The organism is Nocardia sp. NPDC004604, assembly GCF_040609795.1.
Lineage (GTDB): Bacteria > Actinomycetota > Actinomycetes > Mycobacteriales > Mycobacteriaceae > Nocardia.
Map to the genome: position 1 here is coordinate 1 of NZ_JBEXLC010000181.1, position 16713 is coordinate 16713.

The 16713-nt window shown below is 66.2% G+C and carries 18 protein-coding genes; 2 read left to right on the forward strand and 16 right to left on the reverse strand.

Going from position 1 to position 16713, the window contains the following annotated elements; genetic code table 11:
* Together ABZW16_RS38415 and ABZW16_RS38420 are read left to right on the forward strand one after the other, a co-directional pair.
* The coding region (locus ABZW16_RS38415) for a cytochrome c oxidase subunit II (protein ID WP_354961056.1) at positions 1-741 on the forward strand (741 nt) is incomplete at its 5' end.
* A 13-nt stretch (positions 742-754) separates the two neighbouring features.
* On the forward strand, positions 755-1171 hold the full coding sequence (locus tag ABZW16_RS38420) for a cytochrome c oxidase subunit 4 (protein WP_354961057.1): 417 nt from the start codon (positions 755-757) through the stop codon (positions 1169-1171).
* Between the two features lie 64 nt (positions 1172-1235).
* Here the strand turns inward: ABZW16_RS38420 and ABZW16_RS38425 are convergent, their stop codons facing one another.
* The 16 genes from ABZW16_RS38425 to ABZW16_RS38500 form a co-directional block, all read right to left on the reverse strand.
* The gene (locus ABZW16_RS38425) at positions 1236-1958 is read right to left on the reverse strand and encodes an SUKH-4 family immunity protein (RefSeq protein WP_354961058.1); all 723 of its coding nucleotides are present in this window, start codon (positions 1956-1958) and stop codon (positions 1236-1238) included.
* Between the two features lie 113 nt (positions 1959-2071).
* Positions 2072-2896: an SDR family NAD(P)-dependent oxidoreductase gene (locus ABZW16_RS38430; RefSeq protein WP_354961059.1), complete on the reverse strand. Its 825-nt coding sequence runs from the start codon at positions 2894-2896 to the stop codon at positions 2072-2074.
* A 146-nt stretch (positions 2897-3042) separates the two neighbouring features.
* The gene (locus ABZW16_RS38435; protein WP_354961060.1) at positions 3043-4320 is read right to left on the reverse strand and encodes an FAD-binding oxidoreductase; all 1278 of its coding nucleotides are present in this window, start codon (positions 4318-4320) and stop codon (positions 3043-3045) included.
* Between the two features lie 52 nt (positions 4321-4372).
* Positions 4373-5932: an alkaline phosphatase D family protein gene (locus ABZW16_RS38440; protein ID WP_354961061.1), complete on the reverse strand. Its 1560-nt coding sequence runs from the start codon at positions 5930-5932 to the stop codon at positions 4373-4375.
* A gap of 73 nt (positions 5933-6005) precedes the next feature.
* Positions 6006-6470: a nitroreductase/quinone reductase family protein gene (locus ABZW16_RS38445; RefSeq protein ID WP_354961062.1), complete on the reverse strand. Its 465-nt coding sequence runs from the start codon at positions 6468-6470 to the stop codon at positions 6006-6008.
* A 154-nt stretch (positions 6471-6624) separates the two neighbouring features.
* On the reverse strand, positions 6625-6864 hold the full coding sequence (locus tag ABZW16_RS38450; protein ID WP_354961063.1) for a hypothetical protein: 240 nt from the start codon (positions 6862-6864) through the stop codon (positions 6625-6627).
* Positions 6861-8486, reverse strand: a complete 1626-nt coding sequence (locus ABZW16_RS38455; RefSeq protein WP_354961064.1) for a cytochrome bc complex cytochrome b subunit — start codon at positions 8484-8486, stop codon at positions 6861-6863. The genes ABZW16_RS38450 and ABZW16_RS38455 overlap by 4 nt, the downstream gene beginning before the upstream one ends.
* 297 nt (positions 8487-8783) lie before the next feature.
* The gene (locus ABZW16_RS38460) at positions 8784-9653 is read right to left on the reverse strand and encodes a hypothetical protein (RefSeq protein WP_354961065.1); all 870 of its coding nucleotides are present in this window, start codon (positions 9651-9653) and stop codon (positions 8784-8786) included.
* Positions 9654-10046: 393 nt separating this feature from the next.
* Positions 10047-10736, reverse strand: a complete 690-nt coding sequence (locus ABZW16_RS38465; RefSeq protein ID WP_354961066.1) for a phosphoribosylanthranilate isomerase — start codon at positions 10734-10736, stop codon at positions 10047-10049.
* A 67-nt stretch (positions 10737-10803) separates the two neighbouring features.
* Complete coding sequence (locus tag ABZW16_RS38470; protein ID WP_354961067.1) at positions 10804-11529, reverse strand: lysophospholipid acyltransferase family protein; 726 nt, start codon at positions 11527-11529, stop codon at positions 10804-10806.
* Positions 11530-11738: 209 nt separating this feature from the next.
* Entirely contained in the window at positions 11739-12752 is a 1014-nt protein-coding gene (locus ABZW16_RS38475; RefSeq protein ID WP_354961068.1) for an ROK family protein, read from the reverse strand.
* Positions 12749-13216 carry a hypothetical protein gene (locus ABZW16_RS38480; RefSeq protein ID WP_354961069.1) on the reverse strand — a complete coding sequence of 156 codons (468 nt, stop codon included), beginning with the start codon at positions 13214-13216 and terminating at the stop codon, positions 12749-12751. Before ABZW16_RS38480 ends, ABZW16_RS38475 begins: the two co-directional genes overlap by 4 nt.
* A complete protein-coding gene (locus tag ABZW16_RS38485; RefSeq protein ID WP_354961073.1) occupies positions 13213-14508 on the reverse strand; it encodes an ArsA family ATPase in 1296 nt (431 codons plus the stop codon). The genes ABZW16_RS38480 and ABZW16_RS38485 overlap by 4 nt, the downstream gene beginning before the upstream one ends.
* Complete coding sequence (locus tag ABZW16_RS38490; RefSeq protein ID WP_354961070.1) at positions 14505-14942, reverse strand: SRPBCC family protein; 438 nt, start codon at positions 14940-14942, stop codon at positions 14505-14507. The genes ABZW16_RS38485 and ABZW16_RS38490 overlap by 4 nt, the downstream gene beginning before the upstream one ends.
* A 45-nt stretch (positions 14943-14987) precedes the next feature.
* A complete protein-coding gene (locus ABZW16_RS38495; protein ID WP_354961071.1) occupies positions 14988-15371 on the reverse strand; it encodes a polyketide cyclase / dehydrase and lipid transport in 384 nt (127 codons plus the stop codon).
* Positions 15372-15497: 126 nt separating this feature from the next.
* The gene (locus ABZW16_RS38500) at positions 15498-16625 is read right to left on the reverse strand and encodes a glycosyltransferase family 4 protein (protein ID WP_354961072.1); all 1128 of its coding nucleotides are present in this window, start codon (positions 16623-16625) and stop codon (positions 15498-15500) included.
* Positions 16626-16713 lie beyond the last annotated feature (88 nt).

A 16713-nucleotide genomic window follows, 5' to 3' on the forward strand; every position in this document is an offset into this window, starting at 1 on the left:
GTGCCGTTCGTCATCATCGCGGTGCTGTTCTACTTCACCGTGGTCGTGCAGAACTACGTGCACGAGAAGGTCGCCAACCCGGACGTGACCGTCGACGTGACCGCCTTCCAGTGGAACTGGAAGTTCGGCTACCGCAATGTCGACTTCAAGGACGGCTTCCGCTTCGACGGCATCGATAAGGCCCGCGAGGACGCCAACCAGGAACAGCTCGAGGAGTACAAGGAGCGGACCAAGGACGGTCACCCGCAGCCGGGCCCGGTGCACGGCAAGCCGGAGAACGACATCCTGTCCTACCTCCACTATGACAAGGTCGAGACCGTCGGCTCCAGCACCGAGATTCCGGTGCTCGTGCTGCCGACCGGCAAGATCATCGAATTCCAGCTGGCCGCCGCCGACGTGGTGCACGCCTTCTGGGTGCCGGAGTTCCTGTTCAAGCGGGACGTGATGCCGAACCCGAAGGAAAACCACTCCGATAACGTCTTCCAGATCACCAAGATCGAGAAGGAAGGCGCGTTCGTCGGCCGTTGCGCCGAGATGTGCGGCACCTTCCACTCGATGATGAACTTCGAGGTCCGTGCGGTGTCGCCGGAGAAGTTCACCAAGTACATCGATGCGCGCAAGGCGGGCAAGACCAACGCCGAGGCGCTCGAGTCCATCGGTGAATCCCCGGTCGCCACCTCCACCCAGCCGTTCAACACCAAGCGCGACACCAAGAGCGCGGCCGCGGCAGAGAGCAAGTGAGGACTGATCTGATATGAAGATCGAAGCGCGGATTTTCGAACTGCTCACGGTGTTCTTCGTCATCGTGGCGATCGTGTACGGCTACTTCACCGGCCAGTCGCGGACCGGTGTCGAATGGGCCGGCACCACCGCGACGGTGCTGACCGCCGGTCTGTCGCTGATCATCGGCACCTACTTCCGATTCGTCGCTCGTCGCCTCGACCTGCGTCCGGAGGACTACGAGGACGCCGAGATCGTGGACGGCGCGGGCGACCTGGGCTTCTTCTCGCCCGGCAGCTTCTGGCCCATCACGCTGGCCGCGGCGGGCTCCATCACCGCACTGGGCCTGGCCTTCTTCCAGTTCTGGCTGATCGGCATCGGCGTGGTCTGCATCCTCGGTGCGGCCGCCGGTCTGGTCTTCGAGTACTACCTCGGCCCGGAGAAGCACTGAGCGAGTAGCTCTTTCCGAAGCGCCCTGCCGGATTCCGGTGGGGCGCTTCGGCGTTTTCTGGTGCTCAGCTGGGGAAGCTGTTGATCAGCTCCACCCAGAGCGATTCGCGCCCATCGGGTCCGGTCAAATTGTCGATCTCCGCCATGGCGGCCAGCACCGCCGCTATATCGACGTCGGTACGTTCCCACACCTGCTCGCATTCCTCGAGGTACGCCGCGTGGATGGCATCGGCGTCCTCGCCCCGTTCGGTCAGCGCGATGCGGGTTCCCGGAAATGGCGGTTCGGTTTCGGTCAATTCCCGCAGGATCCGGCTCGCGGCTCGCCACCGCCAGGCGACCTCGAGGAACCTGGCCACCGAGGAGTTGAGATAGGCGACGGCGGGGTTGTAGAGGTCCGGGTATCGGTCCGGCATCACCGGTGGCAGATCGGCGGTCGAGAGTGGTGTCTCCTTCAGCCCGAACACTGTCCCGTTACCGGCGAGCGCGCCGATCAGGATGAGCGGGTGCCGTCCCCACCGACCCAGTCGGTAGAGGCGTCGATCCGCGGTGAGCAACCGACGCTCCTGGTCGCTGGCGATGGTCGGGGTCAATTCCGGCTCGACCCCGAACTGTGGATCAGCCGCCATCGGCATATCGCTGGGCATTCCCCAGGCCCGCAATGCGACCCGATCGTGCTCCGGCAGGTTCCACATGGCAACGCTGTCCGGCATCCGCACCCGATCGTCGGCAACCAGCGAGTCGACCGGAGCCCGCAGCACGAGTCCCAATCGCTTCTCAACAGTGTCCACGACATATGTCTACCCGTTTGCCCAGCAACTCCGGCTGCTCCTGAGCCGCAGGCGTGGCTACGACGCGGTCAGGCGGTTTGCGGTGGAGCCGAGGCCGCCCTACGCAGCATGGGCTACAACGAGGCGAGGCGGGAGAGCAGGCGGCTGGTGGAGCGGGGCGCTACTCCCGCCAGCCCGCGCAGCGTGCGGGCGAAGCGGGGTTCGAGATGGGCCGGGCGGGTGCGGATGGCCGTTTCGATGAGCCGGGCGGCTTCGGTGGGCTCCAGCGCGGGTTCGGCGACGAAGTGTGCGATGGTGCCGGATTCGGGGTGGACGGCCGGATACCGGACGCTGGTCACCTGGATACCGCGTGGCGACAATTCGGCGTCTGCGCATTGCCCGAAGGTGGTCCAGGCGGCCTGGGAACTGGCGTAAGAGGCGAAATTCGGTGCGGCACCGGTATTCAGACTCCACGGGCCGACATTGATCACGTGCCCCGAACCGGAATCCAGCATGGCTGGCAACAGCCCGAGGGTCAGGCGCAGCGGGCCGAAGTAGTTGGTGGCCATCATGTGCTGGTAGTCACGGAAACGGTCCAGCGATTGCGATACGGGTCGACGCACCGGCCGGCCCGCATTGTTGATCAGCACGTCCACGGTGCCGAATTCGGTCAGTACCCAGTGCACGAGCTGGTCGACATCGTCGAGTGCGGAGATATCGCAGCGGAACCACCCGGCATGACCGCCCGCATCGGCAATCTCATTGCAGGCGGCCACGAGTCGCTCCCCGCGTCGGGCGACGAGCAGCAGTTGAGCGCCATGTTGGGCCAGTAGGTCGGCGGTGGCGCGGCCGATATCCGAGCAGGCGTCGGTCACGAGCACCCGCAGGCCCTCGATGGATTCGGGACGCTGCCGCTTACGGTCGGGCAGCCGGGCCGGGGCGGGGCGGAATTCGAGCATCAGAGCAACCTTCACCTAGATGGGCTGAACCAACGCATCGACACCCCGCCGACAGTGTCGAAGTCGACCGCTGACGCCAGCAAATAGCAGTGCCGCCGATGGGCGATGAAGCTATTTGCTGGCGACTATATGCGGCGCGACACAGTCTAATCCGCGGAGTCGTACCGCAGGGCGCGTTCGGAAACGCAGATCTCATCGATTCCGGTGACGATGTCGCGCAACAGTTCTGAGGGCAGCGCCGATGGCCGCAAACGACAGGTGAAGGTGATCAGACCATGATCCTCGACCGACAGCCCGCGCGCCTGTGCCTCCTCGCGCAGGTAGTTCGAGCGCACGCCGTAGGTCATCGCGGAGATCACGGTGAAGCAGCCGGTCCGTTCCCGGTGTCCGGCAAACAGGTCGTGCAGTCGGTAGAAGACCGAGGTGTAGGTCGACAGCGGCGCGAAGATCGCGACCCGGTAGGCGGGGCCGCGCTCCGAGGAGCTGATCACGGTATCGGCGAGGTACTCGGCATCGCGCAGCGTCAGCACCTTCGGGGCGAACATGAGTGCGCCCGCGGCGGCATTGCGCACGGGTGCGCCCGCGCGCCCGCCCGCCGCGGAGGCAATGGCGCCCAGCGACTTCCTGGTCTTGGAGCCGACCTCACGGCGCGCGCGCAGCGATCGGGTCGGGGTGGTCGGATACAGGCTCGACCACTGACCGAAGCGCACGGTCCCCAACTGCACATGTCCGGTGCCCACCGGCCGCGACACCTTCAGCGGTGCGGTATCGACCCAGCGACCGACCTGCAGTGCGGCATTGCCCGGCCGGGCGATTTCGGCGTAGGCGTGTTCGACGAAGGAGTCGAAGTCGAGGAACCGGTCGGCGTCGGTGGTGAGCCAGGTGTGGTCCTTATCGATATCGATCACATCCAGGGTGAGCGCGGTGATGATGCCGGCGCGCCCGCCCGCGCCCAGGATCCGGTGGAAGCGCTCGGTGTGGTGGTTGCGGCCACAGGTGCCGATGCGTCCGTCCGGATCGACGTACTCGAGATCCACGATCCGATCGATGAACATGCCGTACTTGTGCGATGCCGTGCTCACGCCGCCGACCGAGGCGAAACCGCCAGCGGTGATATCGCGGTGGTCGCCGATGATCGGCAGACCGAGCCCGTGTGCGCCGAGGCGGCGATCGATATCGGACAGTTTGGCGCCGGCCTGCACGCGCACGGTGCGTCTGCCGAGGTTGATATCGAGTACGGCGTTCATCTTGCGCAGCGACACCACCGTGCGCGGATCGGGTAGCGAAAGACCGTCGTCGATCGGTTCGCCGCCACGCACCATGAGGCTTTCCACTCGACCGCGTGAATTCCGCACAGTACGAACGACATCCGCGGTGTCACGAGGTAGATATTCTTCGGCGGCGACAATGTGCGGCGTGCTCATGGATCGAAAGCTAACCACAGCGCGGGCTCCGATGCTCGTTCGATCTCGACCGTTAGCGAACCGGCGGCGCGAGCCGCTGGCTGAACAGGACAGATCCGGTCGCATCGCAGAGGTTGACCGTCAGTTCCCTTGACTTGCCATCGATCAATACCTCACCGAAATGTTGGTAGCTGTCCAGTGGCGAGGCGTTCTGGACATCGGGTGCATGCACGAATACCGCCTCCGGACCGAAGGTGCCGTCCAGCGGATTCGGTCCGAACGCACCGGCATTCAGCGGCCCGGAGACGAACTCCCAGAATTCGTCGAAGTCGGTGAACGCGGCGCGCTCCGGTGCGTAGTGGTGGGCCGCGGTGTAGTGCACATCGGCGGTCAGCCAGACCACGCCGCCGACCTTGTTCGCTTTGATGGCCGAAAGCACTTGGGCGATCTCGGTTTCCCGGCCGGATGGTGCGCCGTTGTCACTGTTCGCGGGGCCCTCGTAGGCCATCACTTTCTGTTCACCGTCCTTGACGACCAGGCCGAGCGGCAGGTCATTGGCGATGATCTTCCAGGTGGCCTTGGCCTCGCGCAGCCCCTCGATCAGCCACTTCGTCTGTTCCGGACCGAAGATGCGACCGTTTGGTCCATTGTTGATGTCGTTGGTGTCCTTATAGGTCCGCATATCCAGCACGAAGATGTCCAGCAGCGGGCCGTAGGAGATCTTGCGGTAGAGGCGTCCGTCCACCGCCTCCTTGGGCTCCAACGGCATCCACTCGTGGAAGGCCTGCCAGGAGCGGGTCGCCAGGGTGTCCATGCTGCGCTCGGTGTAGCCCTTGGTCTCGGCGACCAAGCCGCCGTGGTACCAGTTGTTGACGGTTTCGTGGTCGTCCCACTGGACCACCTGGGCGACCGCGGAGTTGAAGCGGCGGTAGTTCTGGTCGGTCAGATTGTAGGCGTAGTTGCCGCGGAACTGCTCGAGCGTCTGGGCGACAGCGCTTTTCGCCTCGGAGACGATATTGCGCCACATCCGCCCGTCGGGCAGGGTTACCGATTCCTGCAACGGCACATCGGCGTAGATCGAATCACCGGAGTGGATGAACAGGTGTGGGTCGCGTACGGCCATGGCGGAGAAGATCTTCATGCCGCCGAGTTCGGGATTGATGCCGTAGCCCTGGCCGACCACATCGCCGGACCACTGCAGCCGGATATCGGCCGCGCCCGTTGGCACCGTGCGGAATATGCCCGTGATCGGTTCGGAGGTGGCGCCGTCCTCGCCTTCGAGGGTCACCCGGTAGTGCACCTGCTGACCCGCGGGCAGCCCGTTGACGCGCACCCGTCCGGTGCCGTCGGCGTCCGGGGTCAGCAGCGGACCGGTGAATCGTTTGGCGTCGGTGAAGGATTCGGTGGCCGCGGTCTCCACGATCAACTTCGCCGGCTGATCCGAGCGCGCCCAGATCAGTGCGCCGTCGGTGCGCGGGTCGCCGACCGCGACGCCGTGCGTGAGCTTCGGGCGCGTACGGACCAGTGCGGGACCATCATTCGAACAAGCGGCCAGCGCCGGGGCCGCGACGAGACCGAGGGCGGAGGTGCGCAGCAGCGTCCGCCGGGAGATGGCGAAGTCCGAACCAGTCATTCGCCCACCTTGGCGTAGGGAGTCCAACACCGTGTGAACTCCTACCGTCTGCTCGGCCAACAGGCGCGCGATATCAGCCGCGTGGTCGAAGTTCGATGATCGGGATGAGCCGATCGGTCTTTTTCTGGTAGCCGAGATAGCGCGGTTGTTCGGCGGTGATCTGCTGCCAGGCCCGCTCGCGCCGCTCGCCGTCCAACTGTTCGGCCGTCACATGGAACTTCGTCCCGCTCACCTCGGCCCACACCTGATCGGGATGTGCGGCGATATTGTGATACCAGCCCGGATGCTGGATCGCGCCGCCCATGGAGGCGACGATGAGCCAGCCACCGTCGTCGGCCGGAAAGCGGCTGACCGTCACCCGACGTTCCTCGCCGCTCTTCGCGCCGACCGTGGTCAGATACACCAGGTCCATGCCGAGGAATCGGTCGTGGCGGAATCGGTGGTACCGCGCCATGGTCCGGGTGAGGAGACGGTAGACCGGATTCGGTGACGGCGGCCTGGACCCTCGGGTCCCCGCCGGAATCTTGTGAAAGCTCATGATCCGCTCCTATGCGGCTCGGAACTGTCTGCACCTACCAGCATGGCACTTCGGTGATCACTATCTCGACCGATTGCGGCGCCAACGGACCGAGGGCCCCGAACCGGGTTGGTTCGGGGCCCTCGGTCCGGGCCGTGGTGCGAGCCCGAGGTTCTCAGACGGTGTTGTCGACGAGGATTTCGTAGGCGCGGACGGCGTCCTCGGGGAAGACGAGGACGCGGTGGCGGTCGGGGTGGCCGGTGGTGTGCGCCGGGCCGGTGGTGGCCCGGATTCCGTGATAGCGCAACAGGTCACGTACCGCGTGTGCGGTGGTCGCGCTGGCCGCCGTGGCCGCCGCGACGAGCAGTCCGTAGTCCTCGGTATCGGGCGCTTGCGAGCGCTCGGGCCACGTCATGGTGCATGCCTTTCACCGTCGGCGGAGATTCGGTCCTGATACTTCTGTAGCACGGCGAGCTGTTTGCGTTCCTCCGCGTGCTCGACCTCGACGGATCGCGCGGATTCCGCAGCCGGATCGGGCCGCAGAAAGCTGCCGGTGCCCGGTTTGCCCGCCGAACCCAGTTTGTTCATCTTCTTCGGTACCGCGGCGCCCTGGTAGGGCAGGGGTACCGGATGGCCGTGCTCGTCGACCGGACCGAGCGACTGGTGCACCTCGATGTACTCACCGTGCGGCAGTCGTTTGATGATGCCGGTTTCGATGCCGTGCTCGAGCACCGCCCGGTCACTGCGCTGCAGACCGATGCAGAACCGGTACGCCAGGTAATACGCGATGGGTGGCGCGGTCAGCAGACCGATACGGAAGATCCACGTCGTCGTATTCAGCGAGATGTTGAACTTCAGCGCGATGATGTCGTTGACACACGCCAAGGTCAGCACCAGATAGAACGCGATCGCCATGGCGCCGATCCCCGTGCGCACCGGCACATCACGGGGCCGCTGCAGCAGATTGTGGTGGGCGGTGTCGCCGCTGAGCCGCTTCTCGATCCACGGATAGGCGTAGAGCACCACGAACACCAGCCCCATGATCACCGCTACCCAGAACACCGCGGGCACCGTGTAGCCGCCGATGTAGATCTCCCACGGCGGCATCAAGCGCACCAGGCCGTCGGTCCACATCATGTAGAAGTCGGGTTGTGAACCCGCCGACACCTGAGAAGGGTTGTAGGGCCCCAGGTTCCAGATCGGGTTGATCTGCAGCAGACCACCGAGAAGCGCGACCGTTCCCAGGGTGAACATGAAGAACGCGCCTTGGTCCAGCGAGAACACCGGCACGATCCGGGCGCCGACGACGTTGCGCTCGGTGCGCGCCGGCCCGGGGAACTGCGTGTGCTTCTGGTACCACACCAAACCGATGTGCGCGGCGATCAACGCCAGCATGATGCCCGGAAACAGCAGCACATGCGTGATGTACAACCGCGGGATGATGATCGTGCCCGGGAAGTCACCGCCGAACATCAGCCAGTGCAGCCAGGTGCCGATCACGGGGATGCTCATGGTGATACCGCTGAACGCGGCGCGCAGACCGGTTCCCGAGAGTAGATCGTCCGGCAGCGAGTAGCCGAAGAATCCCTCGAACATCGCCAGCATCAACAGCGTCACGCCGATCACCCAGGTGCCCTCGCGCGGCTTGCGGAAGGCGCCGGTGAAGAAGATCCGGAACATGTGAATGATCATCGACGCCGTGAAAAGCAAAGCGGACCAATGGTGTACCTGCCGCACGAACAGCCCGCCGCGGACGTCGAAGGAGATATCCAGCGTGCTACGGTACGCAGCCGACATCTGCACTCCCCGCAACGGCTGGTAGGCGCCGTCGTAGACAACCTCGGTCATCGACGGTTCGAAGAACAGCGTCAGATACACGCCCGACAGCAGCAGGATGATGAAGCTGTACAGCGCGATCTCGCCGAGCAGGAACGACCAGTGCGTCGGAAAGACCTTGTTGATCGAGCGTTTCACGAAGGCGGCGGCGCGGTACCGCTCGTCGGCCGCATCGGCCTGGTGCGCCACCTTCGAGCTCATTGCGTGATCCCGTACGAGCCGGGCAGGCCGAACGGGGGCGTGGCCGCCTGCGCCGCGAATGCCGCCGCCGCGCTGCCCTCGTCCGCCACCTCATGACCTATGAACAGCACAGGCATGGTTCATCTCCTTCTCCGCCGGAAGCTGTCTACGCATAAGACGCATTGGTGGCGCAAAACGTGACAGCCCTGGATACGAGAAGTTGGGATGCGGGGGTGTCGGGCGAATGCCCTAACTAAAGGGCCTGGTAGGAGGGTGCTTCGGGGGGCGGTGAGTGACGCAGATCTCGGCGTCGAGGGCTCAGGAGGGGAGTTCGTTCAGTGCGGAGAGGAAGTTGTCCGACGGGTAGATGCAGAGTGCTTCACCGGTGTGCTCGGTGGTGGCGGCCAGCTCGATGGTGCGGTCATGCCACCAGTAGACGTCCTGGCTGACCGGCCACGGGCGCTGGGCGTAGTCGAGCACCGCGACCTGGGCGAGCACCGTGGTGGCCCGCACGACGTCGAGATTCGCCACCGGATGCGCGTAGATCTGGCGCTGGGACGGCACCGCGAACACCGAGCCCGCCGGTCCGACCACCGGATACTCGTCCAGCCAGCGCACGTGCGCGGTGATGTAGTCGGAGATGCCGCTCAGCATGGTGATCTCGACACCGTCGGCCATCGGCGCATCGATCCGATGGGTGAACGCCTCCAGCGCCCCGTCCGCGCGGGTGTTCCGTTCGGCGAGGGTGAACAGGTCGTATTCGTCGATCGGCCACTGCCGCAGCATTGGATAGGTGACCGGCGCCATGGTGTGCACCTGATCGATCAGCACCCGCTGGACCAGTCCGGGCGCGACCTCGCGGCGCACAACATCCGGTGACCCACCCTGCCCCGAGTACAGCCGAGTCCTGATCAGTCCGCGCATCATTGCGAAATTCCCGGTGTCGAGCGGATCGCGATCGACCTCCAGATCGACCAGCCCGGTACTGAGATAATCCGCGACCAACGCGGGCCACTGATCCGGCGGCTCATCCGCCGCCATCCGCCGCAAATTCGTCAACCCGACCATGACATCCCCCGCCGGCCCGGACAACATCACGTCATCGGCATTCGCCACCCGGCAGGAATACCCCAGTTGATGCGCCGCGGCCACCGCGAGCGATAACAACAGATCCGTCCCCTCGGACATTCGCGGCCCCTAGCTCGTTTCGCGAAGCCGCTGCCACCGGCGGACCCCGCACCTACCGCACCCGGAACATCTACCCCGCTGATTGTGCCCCCACGGCACGCGGCCCGCTCGAATGTTGCCGAGATCGCTCCCGTCGCACCCCCGCGCGCCGAATCCGCTGCGCCGCAACAACCGATGAACCGCGACCTCGGTACCAGCACGGGCCATTCGGCAGATGTGGCTGGCAGGGTGGATGGAAGTCCCCGGTACGGCAGATCAATGTCGCAATGGGATGGATGCGATGGAGCGGAGCGTGTTGTCCGATCGAACGAGGCGGTCGCATCGCTTATCGGTGCGATTGGCGCGGGCAGCCCACTTCACCGCCGCGAACTCGGTCGCCGGGGCCGGTCGTGCTCATAGCGGTGGGGCGGGGGGCGCGAATGACCCCGGTGTTCGGTGTACCGCTGTCACAAAGGCCACACACGCGTCGGGTTGCTTATCGCCGGTGGCGGTTTCGACTCCGCTATTGACATCCACCGCGAAGGGGCGCACGCGTGCGATGGCATCGGCGACATTGTTCGGACCGAGCCCACCGGCGAGCACGACCGGGCAGCCGAGTTCGTGTAGTGCGGTCACCACGGCCGCACTCACCGACCAGTCGTGGGTCAGTCCGGTACCGCCGAGACGGTCCGCGGTGCGCGAATCGAGCAGCACCGCATCACAATCCGGCGCGACCGAACGCGCGGCGTCGACCGCTTCGGGGCCGGTGACATGCACTGCCTTGATGATCTTGCGCCCGCCCGAGGCCTTTCGAACCTCGCGAACCGTGTCGATCGTGACGAGCCCGTGCACCTGGATCGCGTCCACACCCACTCGGTCGGCGAGGTCGACGATCGCGGCGGCGTCTTCCAGATGGGTGACAAGGACCCGAGTGACGAACGGTGGAGCCAGACGCGACAACTCGGCGGCGCGCTCGGCGTCGAGTGCGTCCTCGCTGAAATGGGTGATCCCCGAGATGAATCCGATGGCGTCGGCACCGGCGGTCAGTGCAGTCCACAGATCGTGCTCGGACCTGATCCCGCAAATTTTTGCGCGCACCGTCACGACTCAACGATATCCGTCGAGTGGCCGTATCGATGCGCGCCCGGCCCGGAGCCCGGTTGACCCGGAACTAGCTGGCCGCGGTCTCCGGGATGCGGGTGGCCTCGGGGGCGGAGCCGGAGGGGACACCCTTTTTCAGGCTGGCCGCGTAGACATCCACGTATTCCTGGCCGCCGAGTTGCATGAGTTCGTACATGACCTCGTCGGTGACGGCGCGTTCGACGAAGCGGTTGCCGCCCATGCCCTCGTAGCGGGAGAAGTCGATGGGGGCACCGAATTTGACGGTGACCTGCTGGCGGCGCCAGCGGAAGGGGCCGGGCGGGCAGACCTCGAAGGTGCCGATGACGGCGACCGGAATGACGGGGACACCGGTTTCCAGAGCGAGGCGGGCCAGACCGGTCTTGCCCTTGTAGAGGCGGCCGTCGGGGGAGCGGGTGCCCTCGGGGTAGAGGCCGACGAGGTGGCCCTTGTCGAGGAGTTTGCGGGCGGCGATGAGAGCGTCCTCGGCCGCACTGGCACCGCTGCGGTCGATCGGGTACTGGCCGGTGGCGCTGAAGAAGAACTTCTGCAGCCGACCCTTGAAGCCGGGGCTGTTGAAGTACTCGGCCTTGGCCAGGTAGCTGATGCGGCGCGGGCTCATCAGTGGCGCGAACAACCAGTCCGAGAAGGACAGGTGGTTCCCGGCCAGGATGGCGGGCCCATCGGCGGGAATATGTTCCACGCCTTCGACTGTCGGACGGTTGTAGAGGTGCATGAACGGTCCTGGGAACAGGTACTTCAGCATCCAGTAGAGCATGGCGTCCTAACCCCCGCGGCCGGGATCGTTTACGGGTACAACCGTCAGTTGCCGACTTTACCGTCGGTTACAGATCACATCCAAGCGGAGCGGTGTATCTCACCACATGTTCTCGAGTGCTGACAACCGACCGCCCGCGGCGCGAGCGACGGGCCGGAGGCGGTAGCGCAGCGTGACCACGGAGGGACCCGGGAGCGCCGCAATCGAACTCAGTGGGTGGAACGCGCGACCCACGATCTGCTGCGTCCGGTGTCGACGAGGGTGGCTCTGGCCAGTTCCGCCGCGCCGATCATGCCCGCCGCCTCACCGAGCTGGGTGGTGCGGATCCGGGCCAGCGGCCGATGGCCGGCGCCGGTGATCGCCCGCGCGTATTCCTCGCGGGCCTCGTCCAGGAACAGCCCGGCCGAACTGCTTACCCCACCGGCGATCACGATCAGTCCGGGATCGAAAATATCGCTGACAAAGGCCAGTCCGAGCCCGAGCCAGCGCGCGAAATCGGCCATGACCGCCACGGCAAGGGGGTCGCCGTCCTGTGCCGCTCCGGCCACCCGGCGTCCGGTCAGCGAGCCGGGATCGCGCAGCACCTCACGCGCCAGCACTGTCGAATGCACCGGATCGGTGGCCAGCATTTCGATCGCGGTATCGACCAGAGCCGTTCCGCTGCAATACCTTTCCCAACAGCCGCGCTTGCCGCACGGACAGGCCCGCCCCTGCGGCACCACCTGCAGATGTCCGAGTTCCGGTGCGACGCCATGGGTGCCCCGATACAGTTCGCCGTCGATGAGCAGCGCCGCGCCGATGCCGGTGCCGATCGCCACCAGCACCGAGTTGTGTCCGCCCGCCGCCGCGCCGAACCGGTACTCGGCCCACATGGCGGCATTGGCGTCGTGCTCCAGGATCACCGGCAGTTCGAGACGTTCGGTGAGCCGCTGTGCGACCGGGGCGTCCTGCCACGGTAGATGCGGTGCGAAGCGCACCGCCGAGCGATCGCCATTGATGAACCCGGCCACTGCCAGGCCGACCGCGCCGATCGGGTGCCTGCGACATAGCTCGCGGACCGACCGATCCAGCGCATTCTCCAGTGCCCGCGCCGAATGCGGCGTGGGCGCGACAACGGTGTCGAGCACCTCGCCGTCGCCATCGACCACCGATGCGCGAATATTGGTGCCGCCGACGTCGATTCCGACGGTCAGCGGTCGCGCATCTGCCACTCGCGCGGTCATGCCTTGATCGTCACGGGGATGCCGACGTAGCGGGCCCGCTCACGCCCGCCCGGGGTCGAGTGCTGTGCGTGGGTATTCGCCGCGGCCGATGCCGACGCGTCCCCGTGCTGCTCGACGAAGGCCGAATGATCGTGCGGTACGTCGTCATCGGGCATGACCGGATCGACCGGCACCCCGGCCAGCGCCTCGCGCAGCACCGTGACGATGGCGGTGCCGTGATCGGCCACCACCGCGAGCACATCGTGGTGCTCGCCGCGCACCAATGCGGCCGCCGCGCACACCGGGCACCAACTGCAGCTCGACCAGTCCGGCTGTCCGTCGGCGGCTCGGCGCAACACCGGCTCGACCCGCTCCAGCACCGCCTCCGCAAGGAGTTTCAATTCCGCGACGAATTCGCCGAGGCCGTCACCGGGATCGACATCGCCTGGCCAGCCATCCGCGTGGCCGCCGCTCGGATCGGTCATACCGGCCACGCCTCGGGGTCCGGACGGAAACGCACGACCAGATAGCCGTGATCGAGTTCGGCGCCATCGACCGTGCACCGCCGCAATACCGGTGCCAGGCGCACTCGGCGCCGGACCCCGTCCGCTCCCACGATCAAATCGTCCTCCACTCGTCCCAGTCGCAGCGTCGCCGCATCGACGACGGGCAGGTGCATCCGCATCGCGTACACCGAATGCAGACCGGTGCCCGACTCCAATCGAACCACCGGCTCGCCGGAACTTGTGCGAACCTTCGCCGGATTGTCGCGCAGCGCGGGGTCGGTGTCTAACCGCTCGCCCGAGTCCATCGCGTACGACAGTGCGGACAGGGAGGTGAGCCCGACCGGTTCGGGCCCGGTGTGCTGGGCGATCAGCACCCGTGTTCCGTCCATACCCCGTTGTAGTCGATTCACCACGTCCAGCTGTTCGGCGCGCCGATTCAGATACCACTGCACCGCCGGATGGGAGGCGACCTCCAGTGCGGTCGGCGGCGGCGCGGCGGGCAGCACCTTGTTCACCACCACCGCGTCCAAGCGCAGACCGAGCAGCGCCGCGGCCGATCGCACCCGCTCCGATTCGGCGACGGCCACCTGTTCGGCGACGGTGATCAGCCGCGCGCCGGTGCGGGCGTGATCGGCGAGCAGATCGCGCACCTCGGTCACCGCCTTGACGATTCGTTCGACCGTGGTGGCGAGCACCGCGCGGCGCAGATCGGTGCCGACCGTGCTCAGTGCCCGCGCGTGCTGCGGCCACACGCGTTCCACATAGCCGAGCAGGGTTTCCGGTGCGGTGATGATGCGCAGCATATCCGCGGACGGCGGGCAGTCGACGACGATCACATCCCAGTCGTCCTCCTGGACGAACTGGGTGATCTCCACCAGCATCAGCAATTCCTGCACACCGGGCAGTCCGGTCAGTTCGGCCGGATCCAGCGCGGCCAGGTCGATGCCGTGCTCATGGCCGGTTCCGGTGGCCAGCATCCGCACCACCTCGCGGAACCGATCCTCCAGCAGCGCAAGGGAATCGACCTCGATCACATCGACTCCGGGTAGCACGCCGGCGACCCCGGCCACGGTGCCGGGATCGTGCGGAAATCGGAAGCCGAGCGCATCACCGAGCGAATGTGCCTGATCCAGCGAGGCCACCAGCACCCGCTGACCACTGCGCGCGTAGGCCATCGCGGTGGCGCAGGCCAATGTCGTCTTGCCGACTCCGCCCTTGCCGATGAACAGTTCGACCCGGGTCCTGGCTGCCTCGGGCTTGTGCGTGATCAGCCTTCGACCCGTTTCTTCAGTTCCTTGAGGGCGGTGTCGGTGATCACCTTCTCCGCCTTGCGCTTGAACATGCCGATCATCGGGATGTTCAGGTCGACGGTGAGCTCGTAGGTCACCTCGGTGGTGCCATCGGGCCGGTCGATGAGTTCGTAGGTGCCGTCCTGCGCCTTCTGTAGATCGCCGCTGACCAGCGTCCAGCTGACCGACTTTTCATCGGGCCGCCAGGTATAGGACAGCACGTAGGTGTCCTTGACGACTCCGGCATCCAACACGAAGCGTGCGGTACGCACCCGGCCGTCGGGGCTTTTCTCGAGTACCTCAACCGATTTCGCCGCCGAGACCCACTCCGGGTAGGACTCCAGATCGGCGATGACGGACATCACCCGCTGCGACGGTGCGTCGATGATGATCGACCTCTGGGTCCTGTCGGCCATGGCGGACAACGATTCCTTTCAGCTGCTCTGCTGTAGTGGTGTGCGTCAGCGGGGGGCGGTGTGCGCCGGTGCGACACCCGCCGCGCGGCCCGCCTCCAGTCTGGCCTTGATCTCGAACGACATCGTCTTGCCCGCCACCCGGCGGGCCCGATTGGCAGCGGCCGGATTGCGGGTCGGCGCCTTTGGTTCGGCGTGCAGGAAGTAGTGCAGGATCACCCCGTCCAATGCGGGCTCCAGCCATACTTCCATGGTTCCGGTGAGCGCACCGGTGACCGTCCAGCGAATCCCCTTGTCGGCCCGGTCTTCCCGCACCTCGAGGTCGAGGTCCGGCCACCAGCGGCGCCAGTTGTTCGTGCCCGACAGGATCTCGGCGACCGCGGTACCCGGGGCGGCGACGAACGTCTGATCGGCGACCTCAATACTGCTCACGGCTGCGCCTCGCTGACGCTCGGCTCCACCGTGCGCAGGGCGCGCTGGCACATGGTTCGCTCGCTTCGCTCACTCACAGCCCGACTGTAATAGATAACACCCCTTGGACCCTACGCCGCCGCCACCTTATTGCAGCAGCTGACGCAGCCGCGCGCCCAGGCTGTCCCAGCGCCACTGCTCCTCGACCCAGCTGCGCCCTGCCGCACCCATCTGCGCGGCGGCGTCGCGATCGGACAGGATGTCGACGATGGCATTGGCGATCTCGGTGGTGTTGCGTCCATCGACAACTCGGCCGGTCTTGCCCTCCAGCACGGTCTCCGGCGCACCGCCCGAGCGCCCGGCGACCACCGGCACACCGGATGCCGAGGCCTCCAGGTACACGATGCCGAGACCCTCGACATCGAGCCCGGCCCCCCGGGTACGGCTCGGCATCGCGAACACATCGGCCAGTGTGTGGTGGGCGGCCAGTTCGCTGGACGGGACCCGGCCGGTGAAGACCACGTCCTCGGCGACACCGAGAGCCGCAGCGAGAGCGTGCAACTTGTCCTCATACGGTCCGCCGCCCGCGACCACCAGCACCGCACCAGGAATGCGGTCGCGGATCTCGAGCATGGCGATGATCAAAGCGTCCTGCCCCTTGCGCGGAACCAGCCGGGACAAGCACAGGATTGTCGGCCGATCGCCGAGGCCGTAGCGCTCGCGCAACTCCGCGCGCGCGGCCGGATCCGGCCGGAACACCTCGGTGTCCACACCCGGCGGCAGATATTCGAGCGCGGCATTCGGTCCGAACGCGGAGGCGAACCGGCCGCGCGTATACCGACTGACATAGGTGACGACATCGGTGTGCTCGCCGATCGCGCGCAGCGCCTGCCGCGCACCCGGCAGCATCGACCAGCCGACCTCGTGTCCGTGGGTACTGGCCAGAATCCGGGTCGCGCCCGCGCGCCGCAGCATCGGCGAGAGCAATGCGAGCGGCGCCGCCGCACCGAACCACACAGTGTCGCAGTTCTCGCCGCGCAGCAGCCGTGCCGCGCGCCGCAGCACCAGGGGGGTCGGCAGCATCAGCGTGGTGGGGTGGCGAACCACCTGGAACTTCTGCTTAGCATCGAATTTCAGATGACTGTCGCCGCGCCACCGCGGGGCATAGACGACCAGGTCATCGGGCGGCAGCTCACCGGCCAACGCCTGCAGATACGACTGGATACCGCCCGGCCGCGGCGGGAAATCATTGGTAACCAGCAGAGTTCGGGCCATGCGAACAAACTACTGTGTTGGATTTGCCGCGCCTGCGGCGCTGTATCTAATTGCAGCGCCTCCGGCGCTGCGTGTTCGCGGCCCCCTG

Coding starts and splice junctions, on each gene's coding strand:
- ABZW16_RS38435 (WP_354961060.1), bottom strand. CDS start 4,320: ATGAGCACGCCGCACATTGTCGCCGCCGAAGAATATCTACCTCGTGAC.
- ABZW16_RS38475 (WP_354961068.1), bottom strand. CDS start 12,752: ATGACCGCGCGAGTGGCAGATGCGCGACCGCTGACCGTCGGAATCGAC.
- ABZW16_RS38455 (WP_354961064.1), bottom strand. CDS start 8,486: ATGAGCTCGAAGGTGGCGCACCAGGCCGATGCGGCCGACGAGCGGTAC.
- ABZW16_RS38420 (WP_354961057.1), top strand. CDS start 755: ATGAAGATCGAAGCGCGGATTTTCGAACTGCTCACGGTGTTCTTCGTC.
- ABZW16_RS38440 (WP_354961061.1), bottom strand. CDS start 5,932: ATGACTGGTTCGGACTTCGCCATCTCCCGGCGGACGCTGCTGCGCACC.
- ABZW16_RS38500 (WP_354961072.1), bottom strand. CDS start 16,625: ATGGCCCGAACTCTGCTGGTTACCAATGATTTCCCGCCGCGGCCGGGC.
- ABZW16_RS38450 (WP_354961063.1), bottom strand. CDS start 6,864: ATGACGTGGCCCGAGCGCTCGCAAGCGCCCGATACCGAGGACTACGGA.
- ABZW16_RS38445 (WP_354961062.1), bottom strand. CDS start 6,470: ATGAGCTTTCACAAGATTCCGGCGGGGACCCGAGGGTCCAGGCCGCCG.
- ABZW16_RS38480 (WP_354961069.1), bottom strand. CDS start 13,216: ATGACCGATCCGAGCGGCGGCCACGCGGATGGCTGGCCAGGCGATGTC.
- ABZW16_RS38430 (WP_354961059.1), bottom strand. CDS start 2,896: ATGCTCGAATTCCGCCCCGCCCCGGCCCGGCTGCCCGACCGTAAGCGG.
- ABZW16_RS38490 (WP_354961070.1), bottom strand. CDS start 14,942: ATGGCCGACAGGACCCAGAGGTCGATCATCATCGACGCACCGTCGCAG.
- ABZW16_RS38470 (WP_354961067.1), bottom strand. CDS start 11,529: ATGCTCTACTGGATGCTGAAGTACCTGTTCCCAGGACCGTTCATGCAC.
- ABZW16_RS38460 (WP_354961065.1), bottom strand. CDS start 9,653: ATGTCCGAGGGGACGGATCTGTTGTTATCGCTCGCGGTGGCCGCGGCG.